The 25789-nt window shown below is 58.7% G+C and carries 25 protein-coding genes; 14 read left to right on the top strand and 11 right to left on the bottom strand.

All coding sequences use genetic code 11. The features are described 5' to 3' along the window. Nucleotides 1-54 precede the first annotated feature (54 nt). Both gcvT and gcvH read left to right on the top strand, forming a co-directional pair. Nucleotides 55-1137 (top strand): glycine cleavage system aminomethyltransferase GcvT, encoded by a 1083-nt coding sequence (gene gcvT / locus KZH41_RS29830; protein WP_094948808.1) that lies wholly within the window; start codon nucleotides 55-57, stop codon nucleotides 1135-1137. 52 nt (nucleotides 1138-1189) lie between these two features. Then, nucleotides 1190-1573, top strand: a complete 384-nt coding sequence (gene gcvH, locus KZH41_RS29825; RefSeq protein ID WP_242153396.1) for a glycine cleavage system protein GcvH — start codon at nucleotides 1190-1192, stop codon at nucleotides 1571-1573. A 152-nt stretch (nucleotides 1574-1725) separates the two neighbouring features. On the opposite strand, the gene KZH41_RS29820 is transcribed toward gcvH, so the two are convergent. From KZH41_RS29820 to KZH41_RS29790, 7 genes are all read right to left on the bottom strand, one after another. Beyond that, a complete protein-coding gene (locus KZH41_RS29820; RefSeq protein WP_242153393.1) occupies nucleotides 1726-2868 on the bottom strand; it encodes a DegT/DnrJ/EryC1/StrS family aminotransferase in 1143 nt (380 codons plus the stop codon). A 159-nt stretch (nucleotides 2869-3027) separates the two neighbouring features. Further along, nucleotides 3028-3693 (bottom strand): outer membrane protein, encoded by a 666-nt coding sequence (locus KZH41_RS29815; RefSeq protein ID WP_094948811.1) that lies wholly within the window; start codon nucleotides 3691-3693, stop codon nucleotides 3028-3030. Nucleotides 3694-3871: 178 nt separating this feature from the next. Continuing rightward, on the bottom strand, nucleotides 3872-4186 hold the full coding sequence (locus tag KZH41_RS29810; protein WP_043046966.1) for a DUF2388 domain-containing protein: 315 nt from the start codon (nucleotides 4184-4186) through the stop codon (nucleotides 3872-3874). A 69-nt stretch (nucleotides 4187-4255) separates the two neighbouring features. Next, nucleotides 4256-4702 carry an NfeD family protein gene (locus KZH41_RS29805; RefSeq protein WP_094948812.1) on the bottom strand — a complete coding sequence of 149 codons (447 nt, stop codon included), beginning with the start codon at nucleotides 4700-4702 and terminating at the stop codon, nucleotides 4256-4258. 10 nt (nucleotides 4703-4712) lie between these two features. Beyond that, nucleotides 4713-5633, bottom strand: a complete 921-nt coding sequence (locus tag KZH41_RS29800; RefSeq protein ID WP_024077991.1) for an SPFH domain-containing protein — start codon at nucleotides 5631-5633, stop codon at nucleotides 4713-4715. Nucleotides 5634-5710: 77 nt separating this feature from the next. After that, complete coding sequence (locus tag KZH41_RS29795; RefSeq protein WP_263274164.1) at nucleotides 5711-7402, bottom strand: GspE/PulE family protein; 1692 nt, start codon at nucleotides 7400-7402, stop codon at nucleotides 5711-5713. An 82-nt stretch (nucleotides 7403-7484) separates the two neighbouring features. Further along, nucleotides 7485-7823 carry a hypothetical protein gene (locus KZH41_RS29790; protein WP_094948814.1) on the bottom strand — a complete coding sequence of 113 codons (339 nt, stop codon included), beginning with the start codon at nucleotides 7821-7823 and terminating at the stop codon, nucleotides 7485-7487. A 127-nt stretch (nucleotides 7824-7950) separates the two neighbouring features. On the opposite strand from KZH41_RS29790, the gene KZH41_RS29785 reads away from it, so the two are divergent. Continuing rightward, on the top strand, nucleotides 7951-8415 hold the full coding sequence (locus KZH41_RS29785; protein WP_094948837.1) for an Lrp/AsnC family transcriptional regulator: 465 nt from the start codon (nucleotides 7951-7953) through the stop codon (nucleotides 8413-8415). Nucleotides 8416-8487: 72 nt separating this feature from the next. Here KZH41_RS29785 and KZH41_RS29780 read toward each other — a convergent pair whose 3' ends face one another. Further along, entirely contained in the window at nucleotides 8488-9855 is a 1368-nt protein-coding gene (locus KZH41_RS29780) for an inorganic triphosphatase (protein WP_094948815.1), read from the bottom strand. Nucleotides 9856-10013: 158 nt separating this feature from the next. Here KZH41_RS29780 and argE point away from each other — a divergent pair, with 158 nt between their 5' ends. Both argE and argA read left to right on the top strand, forming a co-directional pair. Continuing rightward, nucleotides 10014-11162, top strand: a complete 1149-nt coding sequence (gene argE, locus KZH41_RS29775; protein WP_242153384.1) for an acetylornithine deacetylase — start codon at nucleotides 10014-10016, stop codon at nucleotides 11160-11162. Between the two features lie 133 nt (nucleotides 11163-11295). Then, the gene (gene argA / locus KZH41_RS29770; protein ID WP_094948817.1) at nucleotides 11296-12594 is read left to right on the top strand and encodes an amino-acid N-acetyltransferase; all 1299 of its coding nucleotides are present in this window, start codon (nucleotides 11296-11298) and stop codon (nucleotides 12592-12594) included. 147 nt (nucleotides 12595-12741) lie between these two features. Here the strand turns inward: argA and tauA are convergent, their stop codons facing one another. Then, entirely contained in the window at nucleotides 12742-13728 is a 987-nt protein-coding gene (tauA, locus tag KZH41_RS29765; RefSeq protein ID WP_094948818.1) for a taurine ABC transporter substrate-binding protein, read from the bottom strand. A gap of 370 nt (nucleotides 13729-14098) precedes the next feature. Between tauA and KZH41_RS29760 the strand changes: the two genes are divergently transcribed. The 8 genes from KZH41_RS29760 (at nucleotide 14099) to KZH41_RS29725 (ending at nucleotide 21417) form a co-directional block, all read left to right on the top strand. Next, the gene (locus KZH41_RS29760) at nucleotides 14099-15424 is read left to right on the top strand and encodes an OprD family outer membrane porin (protein WP_083356216.1); all 1326 of its coding nucleotides are present in this window, start codon (nucleotides 14099-14101) and stop codon (nucleotides 15422-15424) included. Nucleotides 15425-15706: 282 nt separating this feature from the next. Then, nucleotides 15707-16345, top strand: coding sequence for a peroxiredoxin (locus tag KZH41_RS29755; protein ID WP_083356217.1), 639 nt, complete (start codon nucleotides 15707-15709; stop codon nucleotides 16343-16345). 318 nt (nucleotides 16346-16663) lie between these two features. Then, nucleotides 16664-17257: an NADPH-dependent FMN reductase gene (gene ssuE / locus KZH41_RS29750; protein WP_094948821.1), complete on the top strand. Its 594-nt coding sequence runs from the start codon at nucleotides 16664-16666 to the stop codon at nucleotides 17255-17257. A gap of 94 nt (nucleotides 17258-17351) precedes the next feature. Continuing rightward, nucleotides 17352-18320 (top strand): sulfonate ABC transporter substrate-binding protein, encoded by a 969-nt coding sequence (locus tag KZH41_RS29745; RefSeq protein ID WP_263274163.1) that lies wholly within the window; start codon nucleotides 17352-17354, stop codon nucleotides 18318-18320. Between the two features lie 25 nt (nucleotides 18321-18345). Then, entirely contained in the window at nucleotides 18346-19494 is a 1149-nt protein-coding gene (gene ssuD / locus KZH41_RS29740; RefSeq protein WP_263274162.1) for an FMNH2-dependent alkanesulfonate monooxygenase, read from the top strand. A 9-nt stretch (nucleotides 19495-19503) separates the two neighbouring features. Beyond that, on the top strand, nucleotides 19504-20292 hold the full coding sequence (ssuC, locus tag KZH41_RS29735; RefSeq protein WP_094948824.1) for an aliphatic sulfonate ABC transporter permease SsuC: 789 nt from the start codon (nucleotides 19504-19506) through the stop codon (nucleotides 20290-20292). Further along, nucleotides 20289-21095, top strand: coding sequence for an aliphatic sulfonates ABC transporter ATP-binding protein (ssuB, locus tag KZH41_RS29730; protein ID WP_094948825.1), 807 nt, complete (start codon nucleotides 20289-20291; stop codon nucleotides 21093-21095). Before ssuC ends, ssuB begins: the two co-directional genes overlap by 4 nt. Before the next feature lie 106 nt (nucleotides 21096-21201). Further along, nucleotides 21202-21417: a TOBE domain-containing protein gene (locus KZH41_RS29725; RefSeq protein WP_003213899.1), complete on the top strand. Its 216-nt coding sequence runs from the start codon at nucleotides 21202-21204 to the stop codon at nucleotides 21415-21417. A 117-nt stretch (nucleotides 21418-21534) separates the two neighbouring features. On the opposite strand, the gene KZH41_RS29720 is transcribed toward KZH41_RS29725, so the two are convergent. Both KZH41_RS29720 and KZH41_RS29715 read right to left on the bottom strand, forming a co-directional pair. Further along, nucleotides 21535-22176 (bottom strand): TetR/AcrR family transcriptional regulator, encoded by a 642-nt coding sequence (locus KZH41_RS29720; protein ID WP_094948826.1) that lies wholly within the window; start codon nucleotides 22174-22176, stop codon nucleotides 21535-21537. 237 nt (nucleotides 22177-22413) lie between these two features. Then, entirely contained in the window at nucleotides 22414-23790 is a 1377-nt protein-coding gene (locus tag KZH41_RS29715; RefSeq protein ID WP_003213894.1) for a glutamine synthetase family protein, read from the bottom strand. Between the two features lie 608 nt (nucleotides 23791-24398). On the opposite strand from KZH41_RS29715, the gene KZH41_RS29710 reads away from it, so the two are divergent. Next, the gene (locus KZH41_RS29710; protein WP_094948827.1) at nucleotides 24399-25757 is read left to right on the top strand and encodes a glutamine synthetase family protein; all 1359 of its coding nucleotides are present in this window, start codon (nucleotides 24399-24401) and stop codon (nucleotides 25755-25757) included. Nucleotides 25758-25789: the final 32 nt, after the last annotated feature.

The raw sequence follows: 25789 nt of genomic DNA, 5'->3' as shown, positions 1-25789 counted from the left end.
CTCAGCGTAAACGGTAACTCTGCGCATCTTCGCCAAGCCCGGAAGGAGAAACCCATGGGACAGCGTACGCCTCTGTATGACCTGCATCTCGCCCTCGGCGCGAAAATGGTCGATTTTGGCGGTTGGGATATGCCTTTGCACTACGGCTCGCAAGTTGAAGAACACCATCAGGTGCGACGCGACTGCGGGGTGTTCGATGTATCTCATATGACCGTGATCGATGTTACAGGCCAACAGGCCAAGGAATGGCTCCAGCACCTGCTGGCCAATGATGTCGATCGTTTGCATGGCTGCGGCCGTGCACTTTACAGCGCCATGCTTAATGAGCAGGGCGGCGTAGTGGACGACATGATCGTCTACCGCACCGAGACCGGTTATCGGCTGGTGGTCAACGCCGCCACGCGTGATCAGGATATGGCCTGGATGCAGGCGCAGTTGGGCAACTACGCGGTGCAACTGCATGAGCGGCCCGAGTTGGCCATGCTCGCCATACAAGGCCCGCACGCCCGGCAGAAAATCGCCGAGCTGGTTACCCAGTCTCGTGGCACCCTGATCCACCAACTCAAGCCCTTTGAAGGCCAGGCAGACGGCGACTGGTTTATCGCCCGCACGGGTTATACCGGCGAAGACGGCCTGGAAATTGTCCTGCCGGCCGATCAGGCGCCAGGCTTTTTCAACGACTTGGTCGGTGCCGGTATTTCACCCATCGGCCTCGGCGCCCGCGATACCCTGCGCCTGGAAGCCGGCATGAACCTGTATGGCCAGGATATCCACCAGAATGTTTCGCCCCTGGCGGCCAACATGGCTTGGAGCATTGCCTGGGAACCTGTCGAGCGCCAATTCATCGGCCGCGCCGCCCTGGAGGCGGAAAAAGCCGCCGGTGTGCAGTTCAAATTGGTCGGTTTGGTACTGGAAGAACGTGGTGTTTTGCGCGCTCACCAAGTGGTTCGTATCGCCAATGTTGGCGAAGGGGAGATCACCAGTGGTAGTTTCTCTCCTACGCTGAGCAAATCCATTGCCCTGGCGCGCGTACCGACGGCAACCGCCGACCGGGCCGAAGTGGAAATCCGCGGCAAGTGGTACCCGGTTCGAGTGGTCAAACCGACCTTCGTGCGCCATGGCAAAACCTTGATCTAACGATTACCGGCAGCCCAGAGGCCGCTGACATTTCTTCTTGAGGACACAGACTATGAGCAATATCCCTGCCGACCTGCGTTTTGCCGAGAGTCACGAATGGGCCCGTCTAGAGGCTGACGGCACCGTGACCGTCGGTATCTCCGACCATGCTCAGGAAGCTTTGGGTGATGTGGTGTTTGTTGAGCTGGCTGAAGTTGGCGCCAACTTTGAAGCTGAAGGCCAGGCGGGTGTGGTCGAGTCGGTGAAAGCGGCGTCGGATATCTACTCGCCGATTGCTGGCGAAGTGATCGCGGTGAACGACGCCTTGGGTGGCGAGCCTGAGCTGCTGAACTCCGACCCGTACGGCGCCTGGATCTTCAAACTCAAGCCAAGCAACCCGGCTGATCTGGAAAAACTGCTGGATGCTGCTGGCTACAAAGCCGCCATCGGCGAGTAAACACAAGCAGCTGTAACAGCACAAATCAATGTGGGAGCTGGCTTGTGTGGGAGTCGGGCTTGCCCGCGATGCAGGCACCTTGGTGTTTCAGTCACACCGTGGTGATGCCATCGCAGCGGTGCGCCGACTCGACAAGCCAGCTCCCACATGGTTTAACCGGCTTTCAATACCGCTTTAACCGCTGCTACAGACCGTTCCACGTCCGCCTCTGTCATCGCCGTGAACATCGGCAACGACACGATCAAACGCCCAACACGCTCCGCCACCGGGAACATGCCTTCCTTGAAACCTTGTGCCCGATACAGGCTCAGCAGGTGGATCGGCGGGTAGTGATAGCCAATGCCGACGCCGTGGGCCTGCATTTGCTCCATGAAGGTAGCGCGCGCCGGCAGCCCATCCTGACGTTCCGGCAATACCAGCTGGAACAGGTGCCAGTTGCTGTTTTCGAAATCCGCCGGCGGCAATTGCGCGCCGTATTGCTCTTCAAAGTCACTGCCGAAGCACTTGAAGTAATGTCGCGCCAGGTTCTGGCGATGCGCCGTGATCTTCTCGATATGCGCAAACTGCCCCAGGCCGATGGCTGCAGCAATGTCGGTCATGTTGAACTTGCCACCCAACACGTCCACATCCAGGCCGTCGAAACCTGTACGGGTAACGCCCTGCAGGCGATACTTTTCGGCCAGGCGGGCCTCTTCGGCGTTGTTCAACACCAGGCAACCGCCTTCGGATGACGTGATGTTCTTGTTCGCCTGAAAGCTGAACGATACGAAATCACCGGTAGCGCCGATACGCTCGCCATCCCAGCTCGACCCCAAGGCCTGGGCGGCGTCTTCGACGATGCGCAGGTTGTACTTGTCGGCCAGTGCATACAGCATCGGCATGTCCAGGGGCAGTCCCGCCAGGTACACGGGGATAATTGCTTTGGTACGCGGGGTGATCGCGGCTTCCACCTGGGCCAGGTCGATATTGCGGGTGACCGGGTCGATATCGGCAAACACCGGCGTGGCGCCCACTTCCAGAATCACGTTGGCCGTCGCGACCCAGGAAATCGGCGTGGTGATCACTTCATCCCCAGGCCCGATACCGGCGATGCGCAACGCGATCTCCATGGTGCAAGTGCCGGAGTTGAAGGTGCGTACCGGGCGGCCGCCAAAGTATTCCGACAGCTGTGCCTCGAATGCCTGCACTTTCGGCCCGCTGGTGATCCAGCCCGAGCGTAAGACATCGCCGACCGCCGAGATGGTGGCTTCATCAATGGTAGGTTTGGAAAACGGCAGAAAGGGCTGTTGGCTCATAACGACGAAGGCATCCGTTTCAGGTAGGCGATGAGTAAAGGGTGTATCCGTACCGGCATGGTTACACGGCTCGACTGAATATAGCCTGTCGCCCGTGAATGAATCGTCATCTAGCGCACAAAAAATGCCGCTTCATCAGCGGCATTTTTTTGCAGCAGGTTAGAAGGCAATGCGGGCCTCAACAAACACATTCTGCTCCTTGAGTTTGCCTTTGAGCTGTTCATCGCGGGCGTTTATCCGGTTGGCGAAGGTGTTGTAGCCGGTCTCGACCTTGCCCATGTCTACGTAGCGCCAACCGGTGCCCAGGGTGACCGTTTCGCTGACCTTGGCGTCCAGGCCCAGGCCTACGCTGTAGGCGAAATTGTATTGGCGGTTGCTGGCGAACTGGCGGGTGGCGTTGCTCTGGTAACCCTCGGCATCAATTTGTGCCATGCCGATACCGGCCATGCCGTAGAACGACAGCCAATCATTGATCGGGATGTTTTTATAGCCATTGAGCATCAAGCGCTGGCTGTCGACTTCCAGGCGGTTGACGTTGGCATTGAACGGAGCCCAATAAGAGTCGAACGTCGAGCTGCTGCGGGTGGTGTATTCCCCTTCCAGGCGCCAGCCATCCGCAAAAGCGTAACCTACGGCGAATGAGCCGGTGAATGCTTTGTTGCTGTCAGGTGCCTCCACCCGATCAGTGACGCGAGGGCTGGTCAGTTGCGCACTGGAGAGGTTTTGACGAGCACTGTTGAGTTTTGCCGACCCATACCAGTTTTCTGCCTGAGCAAAAGGGGTGGCTAACGCAGAGAGAAGTAGCGCGTAGGCGAGTTTTTGCATGGAGAGAGATTCGCTTTGTATAAAGGAATCTTTAGTTTGTTGCCTGGTACTTAAGGGCTCGGCAGGACTTTTCTGCTTTTGGCGGGAAAAACCGGAAGACCTGGGCTGGCGGCAATAATCGTGGGGAGACAGGCAAAAAAATACCGCTGAAAAAGCGGTATTTTTTTTGGTTCGGGGTTTACTCGGTTACGGCATTTTTTGCGAGGATGGCGTTGGCCAGCTCCATGTCCGTGGCTTTGAGGCCAGGGTTGTCGGCGCGGACTTTCTGCATGGCAGCTTCAAGGTATGGGCCGCGGATGCCGCCGTCGCTGGCAACGAAGCTGCCCGCGTCGTCTTGGGCGGCGACCACCAGCTTATGGTCCTTGAAGGTCAGGTACGTCGAGCCGGTAGTGGCGCCCGACGAAATGACGTTGCGCCAGAAACTGTCGGCCATGGCTGAGCCGACAGGAAGGGAAAGCACAGCGAGGGTTGCGACAGCATATTTGAGACGCATGATGGGTGACTCCGACTGGGTTATCTGAACAGTTTGATTGTAGTTAGCCCAAGCGAGTTCCATCACTGACTAAACAGTTTCCACCTGTAAAATTACACCGTCCTGACCCGTGACACGCACATGAGCGCCCACGGGACTGTCCGGTCCGGTTGCCATCCACACACTGTCGCCGACTTTTATTTTGCCCCGGCCATCCATGATCGCCTGATGCACCACAAAGGTGCGGCCGATCAACTCCGAGCCACGCATGTTCAGCCCTGGCTGGTCGCTGACCTTCGCGCTGCTGCGCTGGCGTTTCCACCAGTACACCGCAGTCAGGATCGATAACACGGCGAACAACAGCAGTTGCCATTCCAGCCCGAGCGGCGGGACCAGGAACTTGATCACGCCCACGGCGGCGGCGGCGATCCCCATCCACAACAGGTAGCCACCGGTACCGAACACCTCAAGAATCAATAGCACCGTACCCAGTGCCAGCCAATCCCAGAACGACAGATGCTGCAGGAAATCCCACATGGCGATGGCCTCAGCCTTTCTTATTGTCGAAGGTTGCCTTGACGATTTCGCCGATACCGCCGACGGCGCCAATCACCTGGCTGGCTTCCAGCGGCATCAAGATGACTTTGCTGTTGTTGGCCGAGGCCAGCTTGCCCAACGCATCGATGTATTTTTGCGCGACGAAGTAGTTGATGGCCTGCACGTTACCGGTGGCGATAGCTTCGGACACCACTTGGGTCGCACGGGCTTCAGCTTCGGCCTGACGTTCACGGGCTTCAGACTCCAGGAACGCGGCTTGACGGCCACCTTCTGCTTCGAGGATCTGCGCCTGCTTCTTGCCTTCGGCGGTCAAAATCGCCGAGGCCCGCAGGCCTTCGGCTTCGAGGATCTGCGCACGCTTGATCCGCTCGGCTTTCATCTGGCCGGACATGGCGGCCATCAGGTCGGCAGGCGGGCTGATGTCCTTGATCTCGATCCGAGTGATCTTGATGCCCCACGGCGCTGTGGCTTCATCAACGGTACGCAGCAGCTTTTCGTTGATGCCGTCACGCTGGCTCAGCATTGCGTCCAGCTCCATGGAGCCGAGCACGGTACGGATGTTGGTTTGCAGCAGGTTACGGATGGCGTGCTCGAGGTTGTTGACCTCGTAGGCGGCCTGGGCGGTATTGACCACCTGGAAGAAGCACACAGCGTCGATCTGCACGGTGGCGTTGTCGGCGGTGATGACTTCCTGGGGCGGGATATCCAGCACGCTTTCCATCACGTTGATCTTGCGACCGATGCGGTCCATGACCGGGATGATGATGTTGAGGCCGGGTTTGAGAGTGTTGGTGTAGCGGCCGAATCGCTCGACTGTCCATTGGTAGCCCTGAGGCACTACTTTAAAGCCCATGAACAGGATGGCCACGGCCAAACCCACGAAAAGAAGCAGTACGGTTCCGATCTGCATTGCGATTCCCTATCTGATGATGTCAGTGAAACAACGTTCGGGCGATTGTAACGGTCTGGTCACAGATAAGGACGGTTTCACGGCCCAACAATAAAAGCATTTGTATCTGAATCCCCGGGCGTTACCCGCATTACTTCTGCCGGGGTTGTCAGCCCGGCGTTCACCTTGTCGATACCGGCCATGCGCAAGCTGTGCATGCCTTGCCCCAGCGATGCCCGGCGCAGAGCCTGCACGTCGGCGCCGGGAGTGATCAGCGCCTTGAGTTTTTCGTCCACAACCATGATTTCGTAGAGCCCGGCCCGGCCGCGATAACCGCTGTCACGGCATTGCGCACAGCCCACCGCCTCATGAACATTATCCAGCGCATTCGCCGGACGTTTGCAGTGCGGGCACAAAAGCCGCACCAAGCGCTGCGCCATCACGCCTATCAGCGTAGCTTTGATCAAATAATGAGCAATACCCAGTTCTTGCAGGCGACTGATGGCGCTGGGCGCATCGTTGGTGTGCAGTGTGGACAGAACGAGGTGCCCGGTCAGCGCGGCCTGGATCGCCATTTCTGCGGTTTCCTGGTCACGAATCTCTCCGATCATGATGATGTCCGGGTCCTGTCGCAGCAGGGCGCGGATGCCACTGGCAAAGGTCAGGTCGATGTTGTGCTGCACTTGCATCTGGTTGAAGGCGGGCTCGACCATTTCTATCGGGTCCTCCACCGTGCACAGGTTGACCTCGCGGGTCGCCAGCCGCTTGAGCGTGGTGTAGAGCGTGCTGGTCTTGCCCGAGCCGGTCGGCCCGGTGACCAGGATGATGCCGTTGGCCTGGCCGGTCATGGTGTGCCAGCGCTGTTGGTCCTCGGGCGACAAGCCAAGCTGGTCGAAATCCTTGAGCAGCACCTGCGGGTCAAAAATCCGCATCACCAGTTTTTCGCCAAACGCCGTCGGCAAGGTTGAAAGGCGTAGTTCCACTTCAACGCCCGCTGGGCTTTTGGTCTTGACCCGGCCGTCCTGGGGTTTGCGTTTTTCCGCCACATTCATCCGGCCCAGGCTCTTCAGGCGGCTGACCACGGCCATGGTGACCTGGGCTGGAAATTGGTAGACGTCATGCAGCAGCCCATCGATGCGAAAACGCACGCGGCCCTGGTCGCGACCCGGTTCGATATGAATATCACTGGCCCGCTGCCCGAAGGCGTACTGCAACAGCCAGTCGACGATATTGACGATATGCGCGTCATTGGCGTCTGGTTCTTTGTCGCTGGCACCCAGGTTGAGCAGTTCGAAATTGCCGGCCGCCGCTACCTTTTGATCAGCGCCGCTGACCGACTTGGCCAACCGGTAAAACTCGTCGATGCAGCGCTGAATGTCCTGGGGGTTGGCGACCACGCGCTTAACCGAGCGCTTGAGCACCTGCGCCAACCCGGCTTCCCATCCGCTGATATGCGGCTGTGCGCTGGCGACGGTGACACTCTGCGCATCCACGGCCACCGCCAGAATGGCGTGGCGCTGCGCGAAGGCGTGAGACATCAGCGGCACAACCGTTGCCACGTCGATCTTTAGTGGGTCGATACGCAGATAGGGTTGGCCGACATGCCCTGCCAGCCATTGAGTCAGCGCTTCCAGGCAAGGCCCTTGCGCCGCGATGCATTCCAAAGGGTGTTGCGTGGAGGGCGCCGTCGCCAACCTTTGCGCCACGTCCGCTGTCACCAGCCCTTGCTCAAGCAAGACAGGCAGCAGTTGATGCAGTTCCAGTGGGTGATCGTGCAAGGCCGCGGGCATGAAGATTTCCTGGGTGGCGTGGGCTGTAATCCCAGGCTAGTCAGCCGCTGAAAATCCTCCTCCCAGTGTGTATTGCAGACTTTTACTGAGCTGCTGCCGCCACCGCCTGAGGCCGCACGGAATCAGCTGGCCACAGCTCCAGCGTGCATACGCTGATCACGTTTCGAATCTTTTCACCGATCACTTGGGCGCGGTGCCAGCTCAAACCGTCCATCACAATTTCAATGTTCAGCAGGTCGCCCTCGCGGTTCACATTAACCTGTTGCGGCGTCAGAAATTGCAGCGCGAAGTAGTTGAGCACCCGGCACAGCACATCCGGCTCAGCCTCGGCGATGATCTGATAATGCGCCTGGCAATGGGCGCTGTTGACGGCCCACGCATCGACGCGGGTAGCGGGGTGGCGGGTTTCGACGGCGTGCATGCTGACTCTCCAAGTTCGACTGGAGAAATTTTTACATTCGCCTGCGGAGATTTCTTATCTAAGATGAGCCGTATTAACAGTAAATCGACTTAAATAATTCAAGTTAAGCATCATCATGGGTATTTTTATGCATAGCGAGTTGGACGCCTACGACCGCCGCATCCTGGCCTTGTTGCAAGAGGATGCCTCGCTTTCTAGCGCACAGATCGCCGAGCAGGTCGGCCTGTCGCAATCGCCGTGCTGGCGGCGTATTCAGCGGCTCAAGGAAGAAGGCGTGATCCGTGGCCAAGTCACCTTGCTGGACCGCAAGAAGATTGGCCTTAACACGCAGATTTTTGCCGAGGTCAAACTCAACGCCCACGGCCGATCCAACTTCACGGAGTTCACTGAAGCAATTCGCGGGTTTCCGGAGGTGTTGGAGTGTTATGTGCTGATGGGGGCGGTGGATTTTCTGCTGCGCATCGTCACCTCTGACATTGAGGCGTATGAGCGGTTTTTCTTCGAGAAGCTGTCGATGGTGCCGGGGATTCAGGAGGTGAACTCGATTGTGGCCTTGTCGGAGATCAAGTCCACCACCAGCCTGCCGGTTTAGCGCTAAACCTGTGGGAGCGAGCAAGTCGAATCGTCGCACCGCCGCTCCCACATCTGACCGAGTTGCCTGGTATTACAGGCGCAGCAGGGTTTTCCAAGCACGATTCTGATACACCGCAATCGCCTGATGCATACGCGCATCCAGAGACTCATCGGTAATCGGCTGGTTAGCCAATTGCGCCAGCTTGTTCAGCTCGCCGTACAAACGGTCCAGTTCAGGAATGTCCACCACCTGACGTGCATGGTGCAGCCAAGCCTGGATACGTTCGATGCGCGGCAGTTGCTCGGCCAGGTCTTCCGGTTGCTGCTGGTAACGCTGCAGTTGCAGGGCAACGGCGTCGTCAGCCAACAGGCGTGGCAGCCAGTTGGTGATCTGCGCGGCGCCCTGGCGGTTGCCACGTACGTTGCGGTCGGCGGTCCAAGTGCGGGCCAGCAGCCAGCGCGAGGTGTTCAACGAGAACAAGCCCCAGCGCACGTCTTGCAGTTCTTCAACAAACTGTTCAGGTGCGGCTTTGCGGATGTCTTCATCGTCGTCACCGGCCTGCACCAGTGGGCGCCAGTCTTCCAGCAACGCATCCAGTGCGCTGCGCAGTTCGCTGGTGGATTGACGCGGTGCGGCCTGGCCGAGGCTGCCGATCAGCGCGCGCAGTTCGCCGAGGTTTTCGACCCAGTCCTGCAGCAGGCGCCAGTGGCCATTGAAGCGATACTGCTCAGCCAGGCGCTGGCTGCTGCCGAGCAGGTGCCACATGATCGCGGCGAACGCATCATCCAACGGCATTTCGGCCTGAATCTGTGGGGCCGGCAGGCTCAGCGAGTAGCTGCTGGCGTCATACAGACGGTAGCCGCGTTCGGCCTTGCTGATGTCGCACGGCATCAGGGCCAGGGTCGCGGCGAGTTCGGCGGCCAGCTCAAGCAGGGCGGCCGGTTCACCTTCGCGTAGTTCCAGTTCCAGCTCGCAGATTTCTTCTTTCTGCTTGCCGACCACAACATGGCCCAGGTCCAAAGCGGCTTCGATCACTACCTTGGCCTTGCCACGGCCCCAGGCGATTTCGGCGCGTTCACGCACAAAGTCGGTGGTGAAGATCGGCTTGAGGGTCTTTTTGTCCAGCTCGGCCAGTTGCTCGGGCCAGCATTCGCCGTCGAGTTTCTTCACGTCGAGCTTGGCTTTGGGCAGGTCCCAGTTGTACTCATTACGTTCCGACAAGCCTGCGACGCTTTGGCCGCGGGTCTTGAGGGTCTGGATGATTTCGTCACCGTCCTTGCGCAAACGCAGGGCGACTTTAGCCTGGGCCAGGTCGCGCTCAGGGGTGTCGAAATACTGGTTCATCAACTCACGGCGTTCCCAGCCACTTTTGTTGCGTTTTTTCAGTAACGGGTGCTCACGCAGCGCGGCGAGTGTTTCGCGGCTGACGCGGAGCTTGATTTCGGTTTCTTTCTGCATGGCCGGAAAATCCAGGATCGGGAGCGCAGCCGGGAAAAAGAGTGGCTGCCAAGGTCGTGCAGTGTACAGGACTGAGCCCGGCAACGCGCCGCAACGGTTTATTGTCGCGTGCAGATGGTTCTATAGTGGGGCTCATCCGGGAAGTTGAGAGGCCGCGCATGCCGTTACCGTCTATGAAAGAGCAATTCGCCGCGCTGATTGCCGCGCCGTCGGTCAGTTGCACCCAAGCGTCTCTCGACCAGACCAACCGCCCGGTGATCGATCTGCTTGCCGGTTGGCTGGGCGACCTGGGTTTCGCCATCGACATCCAGCAAGTCAGCCCCGGCAAGTTCAACCTGCTGGCCAGTTTCGGCAGCGGCCCTGGCGGCCTGGTGCTGGCCGGCCATAGCGATACCGTTCCCTACGATGCTGCGCTGTGGAAGACCGACCCGCTCAAGCTGACGGAAGTTGACGGCCGCTGGGTAGGACTGGGCAGTTGCGACATGAAGGGCTTTTTCGCACTGGCGATTGAAGCGGTGCTGCCGCTGCTGGACCAGCCGTTCAAGCAACCGCTGCTGATCCTCGCCACCTGTGACGAAGAAAGCTCCATGTCTGGTGCCCGTGCGCTGGCCGAGGCCGGGCGCCCGTTGGGCCGCGCAGCGGTGATCGGTGAGCCGACGGGCCTCAAGCCTATCCGCCTGCACAAAGGCGTGATGATGGAACGCATCGACATCCTTGGCCAAAGCGGCCATTCGTCGGACCCAAGCCTGGGCCACAGCGCCCTTGAAGCCATGCACGACGCCATCGGTGAGCTGCGCGGCCTGCGCCTGGCCTGGCAGCGTGAGTACCGCAACCCGCAATTCAGTGTGCCGCAACCGACCATGAACTTCGGCTGCATCCATGGCGGCGACAACCCTAACCGCATCTGTGGCCAATGCTCCCTGGAATTTGACCTGCGGCCCTTGCCGGGCATGGACCCGCAGGTATTGCGCGCGGCGATCCGGCAGAAGCTCGAGCCTTTGGCCGAGCGCCATAAAGTCAAGATCGACTACGCGCCGTTGTTCCCGGAAGTGCCGCCGTTTGAGCAGGCCGAAGACGCTGAGCTGGTGCGGGTGGCGGAACGATTGACCGGCCATCGTGCCGAAGCAGTAGCGTTCGGCACAGAAGCGCCTTATCTTCAGCGCCTTGGTTGTGAAACCCTGGTGCTTGGCCCCGGCGATATCGCCTGCGCCCACCAGCCGGGTGAGTACCTCGAAATGTCACGCTTGACGCCTACAGTGCGTCTATTGCGGGAACTGATCGACTATTACTGCCTGAAACCCGCATAAATTAACCCCTGCCCATTCGTACATAAGGAGAGCGAGCGTGTCGCCAAGCCTGTTCCGACGATAACCATCAGCCCGCTGTGCGCTTTTACGATTCATCCTTTTTTGGCTGCTTTTTATTACAGGCCCAGGTTTTATGCCCGAATACGTCAATTGGCTTCGTCACGCTTCGCCCTACATCAACGCCCACCGCGACTGCACCTTTGTGGTCATGCTGCCCGGCGATGGTGTGGAACACCCCAACTTCGGCAATATCGTCCACGACCTGGTGCTGCTCCATAGCCTGGGTGTGCGGTTGGTATTGGTTCACGGTTCGCGCCCACAAATCGAAGCGCGCCTTGAAGCGCGCGGCCTCACCCCGGCTTACCACGAAGGTTTGCGCATCACCGATGCCGCGACGCTGGAGTGTGTGATCGACGCGGTCGGCCATCTGCGGATCGCTATCGAAGCGCGCCTGTCGATGGACATGGCCTCTTCGCCAATGCAGGGCTCGCGCTTGCGCGTGGCGAGCGGCAACTTGGTCACCGCGCGGCCAATCGGCGTGCTTGAGGGCGTGGATTACCACCACACCGGCGAAGTGCGCCGTGTCGACCGCAAGGGCATCAATCGCCTGCTGGACGAGCGCTCCATCGTGTTGCTGTCACCGCTGGGTTATTCGCCCACCGGCGAAATCTTCAACCTGGCCTGCGAAGACGTCGCCACCCGCGCCGCCATCGACTTGGGTGCCGACAAGCTGCTGCTGTTTGGCGCCGACTTGGGCCTGATCGACGAACAGGGGCGGCTGGTTCGTGAGCTGCGCCCGCAACAAGTGCCGGCGCACTTGCAGCGCTTGGGCAGCAACTACCAAGCTGAACTCTTGGATGCGGCTGCCGAAGCGTGCCGTGGTGGAGTAGGGCGCAGCCATATCGTCAGCTACGCCGAAGACGGCGCGTTGCTCACTGAGCTATTTACCCGGGACGGTGGCGGTACGCTGGTGGCCCAGGAGCAATTCGAACTGGTGCGCGAAGCGGCGATTGAAGACGTCGGCGGCTTGCTCGACTTGATCAGCCCGCTGGAAGAGCAGGGCATTCTGGTTCGGCGCTCGCGAGAAGTGCTGGAGCGTGAGATCGAACAGTTCAGCGTGGTCGAACGCGAAGGCATGATCATCGCCTGTGCGGCGCTGTATCAGATCGCGGATTCGGATGCGGGTGAACTGGCGTGCCTGGCGGTCAACCCCGAGTACCGCCACGGCGGGCGCGGCGATGAGCTGCTGGAGCGCATCGAGACGCGTGCTCGGGCAAAAGGATTGAAGACGCTGTTTGTACTCACCACCCGCACCGCGCACTGGTTCCGTGAGCGGGGGTTTGTGCCGAGTAGTGTGGACCGCCTGCCATCGGCGCGGGCCTCGCTGTACAACTATCAGCGTAATTCGAAGATTTTCGAGAAGGCTCTCTAAGCCCGTTTTTCCTGCTTAATAAAGAGCTGGTTCTTGTGGGAGCTGGCTTGCCTGCGATGCTGGCGACTCGGTCTTTCGGATAAAACCGAGGTGATGCTATCGCAGCGATGCGGCGTTCCGACAAGCCAGCTCCCACATTTGATTGCCTTACTTGCTGATAAATTTGTCAGTCACAAAGGCCGAGTAGTCCGGCAACACCGCTTCAACCTTCCCCTGCTCCTTCAAAAACTTCGCCGTCTCCCCAATCGCCTTCGCCGTGCCGCCTTTAAGCAGGGCATCGGTTTGTTGCGCCTGGGCATCGGGGAACGTGGTGCCGGCCAGCAGCTCAGGAATGTCGGCCGCATTTGAGCCTGTCAATTTAGCGATTTTCTGCACGGGTTCGGAATCTACCGTCCAGCTGTCTTTGTGGGCGGCATAGTCGGCGAACGAGTCGAGGGTGACTTTGGCAAACTTGGCCACTACGTCAGGATGTTTTTCCGCGAAATCCTTACGCGCCACCCACACTTCGAACGTCGGTGCGCCCCACTGGCCCACCTGGGCTGCGTCTGTCAGGGTTTTCCCGGTCTTGCGAATCTCGCCCAGGGCCGGTGACCACACGAACGCGCCGTCGATATCGCCACGTTTCCACGCGGCGGCAATTTCCGCCGGTTGCAGGTTCACTACTTTGACTTGCTGAGTGTTCAGCCCCCAATGCTTGAGCGCACCGAGCAGGCTGTAATGAGAGGTTGAGACGAACGGCGTGGCGATGGTCTTGCCGACCAGATCTTGCGGTTTGTCGATACCGCTGCCGTTACGCACCACCAAGGCTTCAGAAGCATTGATCTGGGCCGATACGACAAAGGCCACGATCGGTAGATTGCGTGAAGCCGCCGCTGCAAGGGGGCTGGAACCGAGATTACCGATTTGCACATCGCCGGAGGCAATGGCAGTGACGACTTCGGGCCCGCTGTTGAATCGGCGCCAGGCGATCTTCTCGCCAATGGCCTTTTCATAGAGGCCGTCGGCCTGGGGAACTTTGCTGGGGTCGATGCCGGTTTGGTAGCCAATGGTTAAATCGGCCGCTTGGACACCAAAAGAAATTATTAGTGACACAAAAACTGTAACAAATTGACGGGAGGATGTGCGTTTGGCCATGATGGCGTCGCCTTTTTGATCGTGAGTGACGTATGCAACCGTACGGCAACACTAATCGATCTAAAAAAAGGCTGGTAAATACCCTTTAGGAATTAGCTTATGGAGCAGGTGGTCTATGCTGATCAGCTTGCTGCGTGAAAAGTCTTATTCCTGAATCGTATGAAAAAGGATGAAACAATTCTTTTTGGGTGTATGAAAAACTCATTACCCTGCAGGGACCAAATCAACTGCGGTTAGACGAAGGTAGTAGACGTCAAAAGTTACGATTGACTTGGTAGTCACTATCCGGCGCTAATCGCGCATCTGTGGATCGAGGGCGTTAGACCCGAGACCAAAGAAATACAAAAATTAGAAATGAGAGGAGCGGTACATGAAGAAGTCCACCTTGGCTTTGGCTGTTGCTTTGGGCGCAATCGCCCAGCACGCAGGCGCTGCCGGTTTCATTGAAGATAGCAAGGCAAGCGTCAGTTCCCGAACGTTGTATTTCGATAACGACCAGCGTGATGGCGGGGCAGATCAGCGCGAAACAGCCACAGGCTTGAAGTTCAACTACCTGTCTGGTTTCACTCAAGGCGTTGTTGGCTTTGGGATTGACGCTCAGGCACTGGTTGGTTTTCATCTGGACGGTGGTCGTGGCCATCACCCAAACAGCAACTCCTTCGTTCCAAGTGATACCGATGGGTCTGCCGTCAGCAGCTGGAGCAGCGCGAGTGCCAACGTCAAGGCCCGCTTCTCCAAGACAGAGGCTCACTTAGGTGGTGCTCTGATGCCGAACTTGCCGGTCGTCATTGCGAGTGACGGTCGTCTGCTGCCACAAACCTTTGAAGGCGGCACTATCACCTCCAAAGAAATCGACAATGTGACCTTTAATGCCGGTCAACTTGAACATGCTACTGGCCGTGCCTCGAGCAACAGCACTGGCTTAGCTGTCAATGGTGGTACGAGAGACAGTAACCAGTTCCGTTTTGGTGGCGCTGACTGGAAGGTCACTAAAGACCTGACCCTGCAGTACTACTACGCGAACCTGGAAGATTACTACAAGCAACAATTCCTCGGCCTGGTACACGTTTACCCGATCACCGAGGGGCAGTCGTTCAAGACCGACCTGCGCTACTTCGACAGCAGTTCTGACGGCAAGAACGGCAAGACTGGTTATGCGTTCAACAACAACGGTGGCTACGCGAAGAACAATGGCGAGGTTGATAACAAGACCTGGAGTGCCATGTTCACCTACACCTTGGGCGGCAATGCCTTCCTGCTCGGTCATCAACGCGTCAATGATGACGGTGGTTTTGTTTGGCTGAACCAGGGTAGCGTTGTAGACGGTAATGGACGTAACGAAGGTGCCGGTGGCTCGAGCTTCTATCTGTTCACCGACAGCATGATCAACTCATTTGTCCGCGCCGGTGAAAATACCACCTTCGGCCAATACTCGTATGATTTCGCTGCGCTAGGTGTTCCGGGTCTGAAAACCTCGATTGCCTACCTGCATGGTGACAACATCAAAGCCAAAAACGGTGGCAGTGACCAGTCCGAGTGGGAGCGCGATATGCGTATCGACTACACCATTCAGCAAGGTGCTCTGAAGGGCTTCGGCACCACACTGCGTCACGGTGCTTATCGTGGCAGCGGTACTGGTATCCAGGACCAGGATCAGACTCGCCTGATCTTCAACTACACCTATAGCTTCCTGTAACACCAAGGGAAGTTGTTGAAAAACCTCGCGCTTGCGCGAGGTTTTTTTTGCGTTTTCTCAAGTCGGGCTCAACCCCCGCAAGCCCTTCTTGAATTCCTCTTTGTACAGCGTCTCAAGGCCTTCTCGAACCTTGGAATGGATGTTGATCCTCACCAGTAGAAAAGTCCAATGAACAGAATTTTAATATTCGTTTATCGTCTAAATAAATCGATATTTATTCTTTTTAAATAATCTCCAACCCATGCACAGTGGGCTCCATAAGCACTCACCAGGAGCCACACCATGAGCCTAAGATTGGGCGACATCGCCCCCGACTTCGAGCAGGATTCCAGCGCCGGCAAGATCCGCTTCCACGAATGGCTGGGCGATAGCTGGGGCGTACTGTTTTCCCATCCGGCGGACTTCACTCCGGTGTGCACCACAGAGCTTGGCTTTACCGCCAAGCTCAAGGACGAATTCGCCAAGCGCGGCGTCAAGGCGATTGCTTTGTCGGTAGACCCGGTGGACTCGCACCACAAGTGGATCGAAGACATCAACGAAACCCAGAACACCGTCGTCAACTTTCCGATCCTGGCGGATGCCGATCGCAAGGTCTCGGACCTCTACGACCTTATCCACCCGAATGCCAGTGACACCCTCACCGTGCGTTCCTTGTTCGTGATCGACCCGAACAAGAAGATTCGCCTGACGATCACCTACCCGGCCAGCACCGGCCGCAACTTCCACGAAATCCTGCGGGTTATCGACTCGCTGCAGTTGACCGACACCCACAAGGTCGCCACGCCCGCTAACTGGCAGGACGGTGATGAAGTGGTGATCGTGCCGTCGCTCAAGGACGAGGAAGAGATCAAGAAGCGCTTTCCGAAGGGCTATCGCGCGGTGAAGCCGTACCTGCGGCTTACCCCACAACCTAACCGCTAAGGCTGAGACCGCCATCGCGGGCAAGCCCGGCTCCCACAGTTGACCGCATTCCCCTGTGGGAGCCGGGCTTGCCCGCGATGGCGGCCTCCAGGCTGATGCAGGATTCAAGGTGTAAACCGTCTCACATAGCAGGGGTTTTCAGGCCGTTTCGACGGCCTTTTTTTTCGTCCTAAGCTTTATAAACTTCATATGCATTTATAGAATAAACAAATGAATAAATAAGATTTATAGATATATAAATCTGCTGCTAAGGTCTGTCACATCTTGGCGCCATCGCCACACAGCGAACCGCCGACACTTGCTCAAGGAATTTCCTACATGCTGGTCGTAACACTTGGAGGCAGTCCCAGCCAGCGTTCCCGCTCTGGGGTCTTGCTGGAAAAAACCCGTCAGTGGCTGCAAGACAAAGGCGTGGAAGTGGTGAGTTATCAGATACGCGACTTCCCGGCCGAAGACTTGCTGCACGCGCGCTTTGACAGCCCAAAAGTCATCGACCTGCTGCAACAAGTCGCCAACGCCGATGGCCTGGTCATTGCCACGCCGGTGTACAAGGCCTCGTTTTCCGGCGCGCTGAAAACCGTGCTGGACCTGCTGCCCGAGCGCGCCCTGGCGCATAAGATCGTGTTGCCCATGGCGACCGGCGGCAGTATCGCGCACATGCTGGCAGTGGATTACGCCTTGAAACCCGTGTTGTCGGCCCTGAAAGCCCAGGAGTTGCTCCACGGCATTTTTGCCGAAGACAGCCAGATCGCTTACGCCGAAGGCAGTGCCCAGGCGCAATTGGTGCCGGTGCTTGAACAGCGTTTACACGAGGCCTTGGAAACGCTCTACGGCGCCATGGCCCGTCGCCCGAAACCGCTTGACCCCAATGTGTTGAATGAACGTTTGTTGAGTGCTCGCTGGAGCATCTGAGCCTTACCCGATTGTGTAGTACTCACCTTACTCAGCCGCCAACGGCCAAGCAGGTGCAGCCAACCCCCTAATCGCAATTTTTGGAGAGAGCGCCATGCGCACTGTCATCTTGCGTCGTGGTCTGGTCGCACTGTTTGCTGCGGCTGTGTCCTTCGGCGCCATTATTCAAGCCCAGGCCGCCGAAACCCTGCGCATCGGTTATCAGAAGTACGGCACGTTGGTGCTGCTCAAGGCCAAGGGCACGCTGGAAAAACGCCTGGCCGCCCAGGGCGTACAGGTGCAATGGACTGAATTCCCCGGTGGCCCGCAATTGCTGGAAGGCCTGAACGTCGGCTCCATCGACTTCGGCGTCACCGGCGAAACCCCGCCGGTGTTCGCCCAGGCGGCCGGTGCCGACCTGCTCTACGTCGCCTACGAACCGCCAGCGCCGACCAGTGAGGCGATCCTGGTGCCCAAAGATTCGCCGATCAAATCCGTGGCTGAGCTCAAGGGCAAGAAAGTCGTGCTCAACAAAGGCTCCAACGTGCACTACCTGCTGGTACGTGCGCTGGAAGATGCCGGCCTGAAATACACCGACGTACATACCGTGTTCCTGCCGCCCGCCGATGCCCGTGCTGCATTCGAGCGTGGCAGCGTGGACGCCTGGGTGATCTGGGACCCGTACCAGGCCGCCGCCGAGAAACAACTGCAAGCGCGCACCCTGCGTGATGGCACCGGCATCGCCGACAACCACCAGTTCTACCTGGCCACTAAGCCGTATGCCACGCAGCACCCGGAAGTGATCAAGGCGCTGGTGGAAGAAGTGCGCGCGGTGGGCGAGTGGTCCAAGGCCAACCCGCAAGAAGTCACCGAACAAGTCGCCCCGCTGCTTGGCTTGCCGGCCGACATCACCCTGACGTCGGTGAAGCGCCAAGGCTATGGCGCGCTGTTCCTGACCCCGGAAGTGGTCGCCGCCCAGCAGAAAATCGCCGACAGCTTCTACCAGCTCAAATTGATCCCCAAACCCTTGAGCATCAAGGACGTGATCTGGACGCCACCCGCTGCCGTCGCCACAGCGCCGTAAGCCGATTTATTCAGGAGACAACTCCATGAGCCTCAATATTTTTTGGTTCCTGCCTACCCACGGCGATGGCCATTACCTTGGCACCGCCGAAGGCGCCCGCGCCGTTGACCATGGCTATCTGCAGCAAGTGGCCCAGGCCGCTGATCGGCTGGGTTTTGGTGGTGTGCTGATCCCTACCGGCCGCTCCTGCGAAGACTCCTGGCTGGTGGCCGCCTCGCTGATCCCAGTGACCCAGCGTTTGAAATTCCTTGTCGCACTGCGCCCCGGGATCATTTCCCCGACGGTGGCTGCGCGCCAGGCCGCGACCTTGGACCGTTTGTCTGGCGGGCGCGCACTGTTCAATCTGGTGACCGGTGGTGACCCGGAAGAGCTGGCCGGTGACGGTTTATTCCTCAGCCACGAAGAACGCTACCAGGCCTGCGTCGAATTCACGCGCATCTGGCGCCGCGTGCTGGAAGGCGAAACCGTGGATTACGACGGCGAGCACATCAGCGTCAAAGGCGCCAAGTTGCTCTACCCGCCGATCCAGCAACCGCGTCCGCCGCTGTATTTTGGTGGTTCCTCTGAAGCGGCCCAGGACCTGGCAGCCGAACAGGTGGAAATGGTGCTGACCTGGGGCGAGCCACCGGCTGCGGTCGCGGAAAAAATTGAACAGGTGCGCGCCAAAGCCGCAAAACTTGGGCGCACTTTGCGCTTCGGCATTCGCCTGCATGTGATCGTGCGCGAAACCAACGATGAAGCGTGGAAAGCCGCCGACAAACTGATCTCCCACCTGGACGACGAGACCATCGCCCGTGCCCAGGCATCCCTGGCGCGCTTCGATTCCGTCGGCCAGCAACGCATGGCCGCCTTGCATGGCGGCAACCGCGACAACCTCGAAGTCAGCCCCAACCTGTGGGCCGGCGTCGGTCTGGTACGTGGCGGCGCCGGCACCGCGCTGGTGGGCGATGGCCCAACTGTTGCTGCACGCGTCAATGAATACGCTGCATTGGGCATCGACACCTTCATTTTCTCCGGTTATCCACACTTGGAAGAGTCGTATCGGGTTGCTGAGCTGTTGTTCCCGCACTTGGATATCGAACGTCCCGAGCTGCCGAAAAGCGCCGGTTACGTCAGCCCGTTCGGCGAAATGGTCGCCAACGACATTCTTCCCAAAGCTGCGTCGCAGAGCTGAGGCGTCGTTATGAACTTTGAAAAATTGAGCCATCGTGTCGCGCCCTGGGTGCTGCCGATCTTGTTACTGGCGGTGTGGCAGCTGTCGGTGTCGGCGGGCTGGTTGTCGACCCGTATTCTGCCGGCGCCGAGTGCGGTGATCGAAGCCGGGGTCAACTTGGTGCGCACTGGGGAAATCTGGACGCACCTGGCCATCAGCGGCTGGCGTGCGGGCTTGGGCTTTGTGATCGGTGGCAGCATCGGTTTGGCCTTGGGTTTTATCACCGGCCTGTCGAAGTGGGGCGAACGCCTGCTCGACAGCTCGGTGCAGATGATCCGCAACGTGCCGCACCTGGCGCTGATTCCGTTGGTGATCCTGTGGTTTGGCATTGACGAGACCGCGAAGATTTTCCTGGTCGCCCTCGGCACGTTGTTCCCGATCTACCTGAACACCTATCACGGCATCCGCAACGTCGACCCGGCGCTGGTGGAAATGTCGCGCAGCTACGGCTTGTCTGGCTTCAGCCTGTTCCGCCAGGTCATCCTGCCGGGCGCGCTGCCGTCGATTCTGGTGGGCGTGCGCTTTGCCCTGGGCTTTATGTGGCTGACGCTGATCGTGGCGGAAACCATCTCGGCCAGCTCGGGTATTGGTTACCTGGCGATGAATGCCCGCGAATTCCTGCAAACCGACGTGGTGGTGTTGGCCATCGTCATGTACGCCATCCTCGGCAAGCTGGCCGACCTCGCCGCTCGTGGCCTGGAGCGTGTGTGGCTGCGCTGGCACCCAGCTTACCAAGTGAATAAAGGAGGTGCGGCATGACTGCTCAACAACCTCCGCGCCTGCTCAAGGGCATCCCGCTGGCAGTGCGCAAATTGCGCAAAGCCTTTGGTGCGCGGGAAGTCCTCAAGGAAATCGACCTGCACATTCCGGCTGGCCAGTTCGTGGCGGTGGTCGGTCGCAGTGGCTGCGGCAAAAGTACGTTGCTGCGCCTGCTGGCCGGTTTGGACAAAGCCAGTGGCGGCGAGCTGTTGGCCGGTTCCGCGCCGCTCGCCGAGGCGATTGAAGACACGCGGTTGATGTTCCAGGAAGCGCGCTTGCTGCCGTGGAAAAAGATCATCGACAACGTGGGCCTGGGGCTCAAAGGCAACTGGCGGCCCAAGGCTTTGGAAGCCCTGGAAGCGGTCGGCCTGGCCGAACGCGCGAATGAGTGGCCTGCGGCGTTGTCCGGTGGCCAGAAGCAGCGTGTGGCCCTGGCGCGTGCGCTGATCCACCAACCGCGCTTGTTGTTGCTGGATGAGCCGCTGGGCGCGTTGGATGCCCTGACCCGCATCGAGATGCAGCAACTGATCGAAAACCTGTGGCAAAAGCACGGTTTCACCGTGTTGCTGGTGACCCACGATGTCAGTGAAGCCGTGGCCATTGCCGACCGGGTGATCCTGATCGAAGACGGCGAAATCGGCCTCGACCTGATCGTCGACCTGCCGCGCCCACGTGCGCGAGGCTCTCATCGCTTGGCCGCACTGGAAGCCGAAGTGCTCAATCGTGTGCTGTCGTTGCCAGGCGTGCCGCCGGAACCTGAACCTGTTTCACCGCTGCCTACGCAATTGCGTTGGGCGCAATAAAAGCAGCGGCAAGCTTCAAGCTTGAAGCTGCAAGGGAAAGCAACGCGCTTTTACTTGCAGCTTGTAGCTAACAACTTGCAGCTATTTCGACCCGAGGAGAAATCGTATGACTATTAAAGCCATCAACGTGCGTAACCAGTTCAAGGGCACCATCAAGGAAATCGTCGAAGGCGACGTGTTGTCGGAGATCGACGTGCAGACGGCGTCCGGCATCGTGACGTCTGTGATCACGACTCGCTCGGTCAAAGAGTTGGAACTGGTGATTGGCAGCGAAGTGATTGCCTTCGTTAAATCCACCGAGGTGTCGATCGCCAAGTTGTGATTGCCCACCTTGAAATCGCTATCGCAGGCAAGCCAGCTACCACACTTGAATGTATTCAGCGCTCAAAATGTGGGAGCGGGCTTGCCCGCGATGGCGCCCGCCCAGGCAGTACATGACTCAGGCAGCCACCACCCGCTTGGGCAAATACGCCGGCAAATAAAGCCCCACATACGCATCGAACACCCGCATCCCTTCCTCGGCCATGCGCGAGGTAATCTGCCCATGCTGATGCACCGAGCGCGCATACACGCGGTCGCTCAACTCCAGCGCTAGGGCAAACACGTCCACCTCTTCAGGCAAGGTCGGCACCTCGAAGTGGCGGTTGAAGACTTCGAACATCAAGTCGCCCAATTCCAGATCATGCTGACGATCAGCCTGTGTCACCTCGGTAAGCCCATGCTGCGCCAGGATCAACTGCCGCGCGGCAGCGTCGTTGCTGTAGATGCTGAGCATGCGCTGTTCGACGATGTAGGACAGGTCGCGCCAGTGCTTGAGTGAATCATGGTCGATAGGTGCCTGAATCGCGGCGCGGAAAGCGGCGTGCACATCGGCGGTCAACGCCTCCAGCAATGCCGGCACACTCGCGAAGAAGTGATACACCGACGACGGCGGAATCTGCGCGCGCTCGGCCACGCTGTAGATCGACAAACTGGCCACGCCTTCGGTCGCCAGCAAGGTGCGGGCGGCATCGAGGATCGCACCGATCCGGGCCTGGCTGCGGGCGCGGGGTTTGCGAGGGGCGGCGGGGCGAGTTGTCATGGAAGTCTCCTACAAGGCAGCGGGCATTGTATGAGCAGGAAGGTGTGTTGTCTGCCGGGCCGCCATCGCAGCGGTGCGACGATTCGACAAGCCCGCTCCCACCTTTTTGATTTGTGAATACATTCAAGTGTGGGAGCTGGCTTGCCAGCGACAAAGCCACCGCGGTCTACCTGACGAAACCCATAAAAAAAGCCGCAGGCCCTAAAGCCTGCGGCATTCTTTTATTGCAGCAACCGCTTACACGGTATGCAGGTACCAGTTGTACTCAAGGTCGGAGATGGAGTGTTCGAACTCTTCCAGCTCACTTTCCTTACAGGCAACGAAGATATCGATGTACTTAGGATCGATGTACTTGGCCATCACCTCGCTGTCGTCCAACTCGCGCAATGCATCGCGCAGGTTGTTTGGCAGGCTTTGTTCGTTCTGCTCGTAGCTGTTGCCTTCCACTGGTGCGCCAGGTTCGATCTTGTTGGTCAGACCGTGGTGCACGCCTGCCAGGACCGAAGCCATCAGCAGGTAAGGGTTGGCGTCGGCGCCGGCCACGCGGTGTTCGATACGTACGGCATCGGACGAGCCGGTCGGTACGCGAATCGCCACGGTGCGGTTATCCAGGCCCCAGCACGGCGAGTTCGGCACGTAGAACTGTGCGCCGAAACGACGGTAGGAGTTGACGTTAGGGCACAGGAACGCCATTTGGGCGGGTAGGGTCTCGAGCACACCGCCGATCGCGTGACGCAATGCGGCGTTCTGCTCGGGATCCTCGCTGGCAAAGATGTTCTTGCCGTCCTTGTCCAGGATCGAAATGTGTACGTGCAAACCGTTGCCTGCCTGGCCTGGGTAAGGCTTGGCCATGAAGGTGGTGTCCATCTCATGGTCGTAGGCGATGTTCTTGATCAGGCGCTTGAGCAGTACCGCGTAGTCGCAGGCCTTGATCGGGTCGGCCACGTGGTGCAGGTTCACTTCGAACTGCGCCGGGGCACTTTCCTTGACGATGGCGTCAGCCGGGATACCTTGCTCTTTGGCACCTTCCAGAATGTCCTGGAGGCAGTCGACGTATTCGTCGAGGTCGTCGATCAGGTAGACCTGTGTCGAGTGCGGACGTTTGCCGGAGATCGGCGAGCGGGGCGGTTGTGGGCGGCCGTTCACGTTCTCCTGGTCGATCAGGTAGAACTCAAGCTCGAAGGCGGCGCAGATGGTCAGACCAAGGTCGTCAAATTTGCTTACAACTTGGCGGAGCACTTCGCGAGGATCGGCGAAGAAAGGTTCACCTTCAAGTTCGTGCATGGTCATCAGCAATTGCGCGGTTGGGCGCTTTTGCCAAGGTTCATTGCACAGGGTGTCGGGGATTGGATAACAGATTCGGTCAGCATCACCGATGTCCAGACCCAGGCCGGTGCTTTCCACCGTCGAGCCGTTGATATCCAGGGCAAATAAAGAGGCAGGCAGGTTAATGCCCTTCTCGTAAACCTTGTGGAGGCTGGTGCGTTCGATGCGCTTGCCGCGCACCACACCATTCATATCCGCAATTAGAAGGTCTACGTACAGAACCTCAGGATGATCCTTAAGGAACGCGTTCGCTTCGTTAAGCTGAACGGCACGCGGGGGTACCGACATGATGCAACACCTTTGTTGTTAAAAATATCAATCATTGATCTTTCTGGTTTCAGTCAACCCGAACGGCATGCCGAAGTCAAGCGAGGCCTTTTTTGCCCTAAAAAAGCGCCTTGAGGCCTTTTTTGAGGCTTTTTGGGGCGATTTTTTGGGTTTGACCGGCTTGGGACTAGCAGGCTTGAGCGGGCCGTGTTGTATTTTTTACGGGGGTGTTGTGTAAAAAAATGAACAAGGCTAAGCTCGATTCAAACCCATAACAGCAATAATACCGGGGTGCTTCATGTCTCGCCTGCCGCTACTCGGCGTTTCAACCTGCTTCAGACAAGTCTTGTCACCAGTCCAATTTTTCCTTGTCAATGATCGCGCCCCGGCCAATATTCTTGACGCCTTGGGCGACCTCTTTTTTGCCTCCTCATTTCCCTCGCGCCTGCCACTGAGCGGCTCCCACCCAGGGTGCTGCTCATGATTCTGCACGAGTTTGGCCTGAGGAATGCAACGCTGCAGCAAATGGCAGGTAAGCTCCTAACCTGAACGAAAAAGACGACGCGGATGCTGCGTCAAACAACGCCTGACCTTTAATGGATGTCAGGAAACCCAGCCCAGAGGCATTTATGAGTAACAACCTCGACCAGCTCACCGATTGGTTGAAAGACCACAAGATCACAGAAGTCGAATGCATGATTGGCGACCTGACGGGCATCACCCGGGGCAAGATCTCGCCGACCAACAAGTTCATCGCCGAAAAAGGCATGCGCCTGCCCGAGAGTGTTCTGTTGCAGACCGTGACCGGCGACTATGTCGAAGACGACATCTATTACGAATTGCTCGACCCGGCCGACATCGACATGATCTGCCGCCCCGACCAGAACGCGGTGTTCCTGGTGCCTTGGGCCATCGAGCCCACCGCGCAGGTGATCCACGACACCTACGACAAGCAAGGCAACCCGATCGAGCTGTCGCCGCGCAACGTGCTCAAGAAAGTCCTCAAGCTGTACTCCGACAGAGGCTGGCAGCCCATCGTGGCGCCGGAGATGGAGTTCTACCTGACCAAGCGTTGCGAAGACCCGGACTTCCCGCTGCAACCGCCGATCGGCCGTTCCGGTCGCCCGGAGACGGGCCGTCAGTCCTTCTCTATAGAAGCAGCCAACGAATTCGATCCATTGTTCGAAGACGTCTACGACTGGTGCGAACTGCAGGAGCTGGACCTCGACACACTGATCCACGAGGACGGCACGGCGCAGATGGAAATCAACTTCCGTCACGGCGACGCACTGTCGCTGGCCGACCAGATCCTAGTGTTCAAGCGCACCATGCGTGAAGCCGCGCTCAAGCACAACGTGGCCGCCACGTTCATGGCCAAGCCGATGACCGGCGAGCCTGGCAGCGCGATGCACTTGCACCAGAGCATCATCGACATCGCCACCGGCAAGAACGTCTTCTCTAATGAAGACGGGAGCATGAGCCAGCTGTTCCTTAACCACATTGGTGGCCTGCAGAAATTCATCCCTGAATTGCTGCCACTGTTTGCCCCCAACGTGAACTCGTTCCGCCGCTTCCTGCCCGACACCTCGGCGCCGGTGAACGTGGAGTGGGGCGAAGAGAACCGCACCGTCGGCCTGCGCGTACCGGATGCCGGCCCGCAGAACCGCCGCGTGGAAAACCGCCTGCCGGGCGCCGACGCCAACCCATACCTGGCGATTGCCGCCAGCCTGCTGTGCGGCTACATCGGCATGGTCGAAGGCCATAACCCGAGCGCGCCCGTGGTGGGCCGTGGTTACGAGCGCCGCAACCTGCGCCTGCCGTTGACCATCGAAGACGCCCTGGAACGCATGGAAAACAGCAAGACCATCGAGAAATACCTGGGTCAAAAATTCATCACAGGTTACGTCGCGGTCAAGCGGGCCGAGCATGAAAACTTCAAGCGCGTGATCAGTTCGTGGGAGCGGGAATTCCTGCTCTTCGCCGTCTGATCCGCTGGGCGCGTCGCAGGAAAAGACGCGCC

Origin of the sequence: Pseudomonas sp. YeP6b, assembly GCF_025642995.1 — a bacterium.
Taxonomy (GTDB): Bacteria; Pseudomonadota; Gammaproteobacteria; order Pseudomonadales; family Pseudomonadaceae; genus Aquipseudomonas.
Note: the sequence above shows the minus strand (reverse complement) of the source record. Positions and strands in the feature narration are given on the sequence as shown.

Coding starts and splice junctions, on each gene's coding strand:
- tauA (WP_094948818.1), bottom strand. CDS start 13,728: ATGGCCAAACGCACATCCTCCCGTCAATTTGTTACAGTTTTTGTGTCA.
- KZH41_RS29820 (WP_242153393.1), bottom strand. CDS start 2,868: ATGAGCCAACAGCCCTTTCTGCCGTTTTCCAAACCTACCATTGATGAA.
- KZH41_RS29725 (WP_003213899.1), top strand. CDS start 21,202: ATGACTATTAAAGCCATCAACGTGCGTAACCAGTTCAAGGGCACCATC.
- ssuB (WP_094948825.1), top strand. CDS start 20,289: ATGACTGCTCAACAACCTCCGCGCCTGCTCAAGGGCATCCCGCTGGCA.
- gcvT (WP_094948808.1), top strand. CDS start 55: ATGGGACAGCGTACGCCTCTGTATGACCTGCATCTCGCCCTCGGCGCG.
- argE (WP_242153384.1), top strand. CDS start 10,014: ATGCCGTTACCGTCTATGAAAGAGCAATTCGCCGCGCTGATTGCCGCG.
- ssuD (WP_263274162.1), top strand. CDS start 18,346: ATGAGCCTCAATATTTTTTGGTTCCTGCCTACCCACGGCGATGGCCAT.
- KZH41_RS29815 (WP_094948811.1), bottom strand. CDS start 3,693: ATGCAAAAACTCGCCTACGCGCTACTTCTCTCTGCGTTAGCCACCCCT.
- KZH41_RS29795 (WP_263274164.1), bottom strand. CDS start 7,402: ATGCCCGCGGCCTTGCACGATCACCCACTGGAACTGCATCAACTGCTG.
- KZH41_RS29715 (WP_003213894.1), bottom strand. CDS start 23,790: ATGTCGGTACCCCCGCGTGCCGTTCAGCTTAACGAAGCGAACGCGTTC.
- KZH41_RS29755 (WP_083356217.1), top strand. CDS start 15,707: ATGAGCCTAAGATTGGGCGACATCGCCCCCGACTTCGAGCAGGATTCC.
- KZH41_RS29710 (WP_094948827.1), top strand. CDS start 24,399: ATGAGTAACAACCTCGACCAGCTCACCGATTGGTTGAAAGACCACAAG.
- KZH41_RS29785 (WP_094948837.1), top strand. CDS start 7,951: ATGCATAGCGAGTTGGACGCCTACGACCGCCGCATCCTGGCCTTGTTG.
- KZH41_RS29790 (WP_094948814.1), bottom strand. CDS start 7,823: ATGCACGCCGTCGAAACCCGCCACCCCGCTACCCGCGTCGATGCGTGG.
- gcvH (WP_242153396.1), top strand. CDS start 1,190: ATGAGCAATATCCCTGCCGACCTGCGTTTTGCCGAGAGTCACGAATGG.
- ssuC (WP_094948824.1), top strand. CDS start 19,504: ATGAACTTTGAAAAATTGAGCCATCGTGTCGCGCCCTGGGTGCTGCCG.
- KZH41_RS29720 (WP_094948826.1), bottom strand. CDS start 22,176: ATGACAACTCGCCCCGCCGCCCCTCGCAAACCCCGCGCCCGCAGCCAG.
- KZH41_RS29760 (WP_083356216.1), top strand. CDS start 14,099: ATGAAGAAGTCCACCTTGGCTTTGGCTGTTGCTTTGGGCGCAATCGCC.
- KZH41_RS29780 (WP_094948815.1), bottom strand. CDS start 9,855: ATGCAGAAAGAAACCGAAATCAAGCTCCGCGTCAGCCGCGAAACACTC.
- KZH41_RS29745 (WP_263274163.1), top strand. CDS start 17,352: ATGCGCACTGTCATCTTGCGTCGTGGTCTGGTCGCACTGTTTGCTGCG.
- KZH41_RS29810 (WP_043046966.1), bottom strand. CDS start 4,186: ATGCGTCTCAAATATGCTGTCGCAACCCTCGCTGTGCTTTCCCTTCCT.
- argA (WP_094948817.1), top strand. CDS start 11,296: ATGCCCGAATACGTCAATTGGCTTCGTCACGCTTCGCCCTACATCAAC.
- KZH41_RS29800 (WP_024077991.1), bottom strand. CDS start 5,633: ATGCAGATCGGAACCGTACTGCTTCTTTTCGTGGGTTTGGCCGTGGCC.
- KZH41_RS29805 (WP_094948812.1), bottom strand. CDS start 4,702: ATGTGGGATTTCCTGCAGCATCTGTCGTTCTGGGATTGGCTGGCACTG.
- ssuE (WP_094948821.1), top strand. CDS start 16,664: ATGCTGGTCGTAACACTTGGAGGCAGTCCCAGCCAGCGTTCCCGCTCT.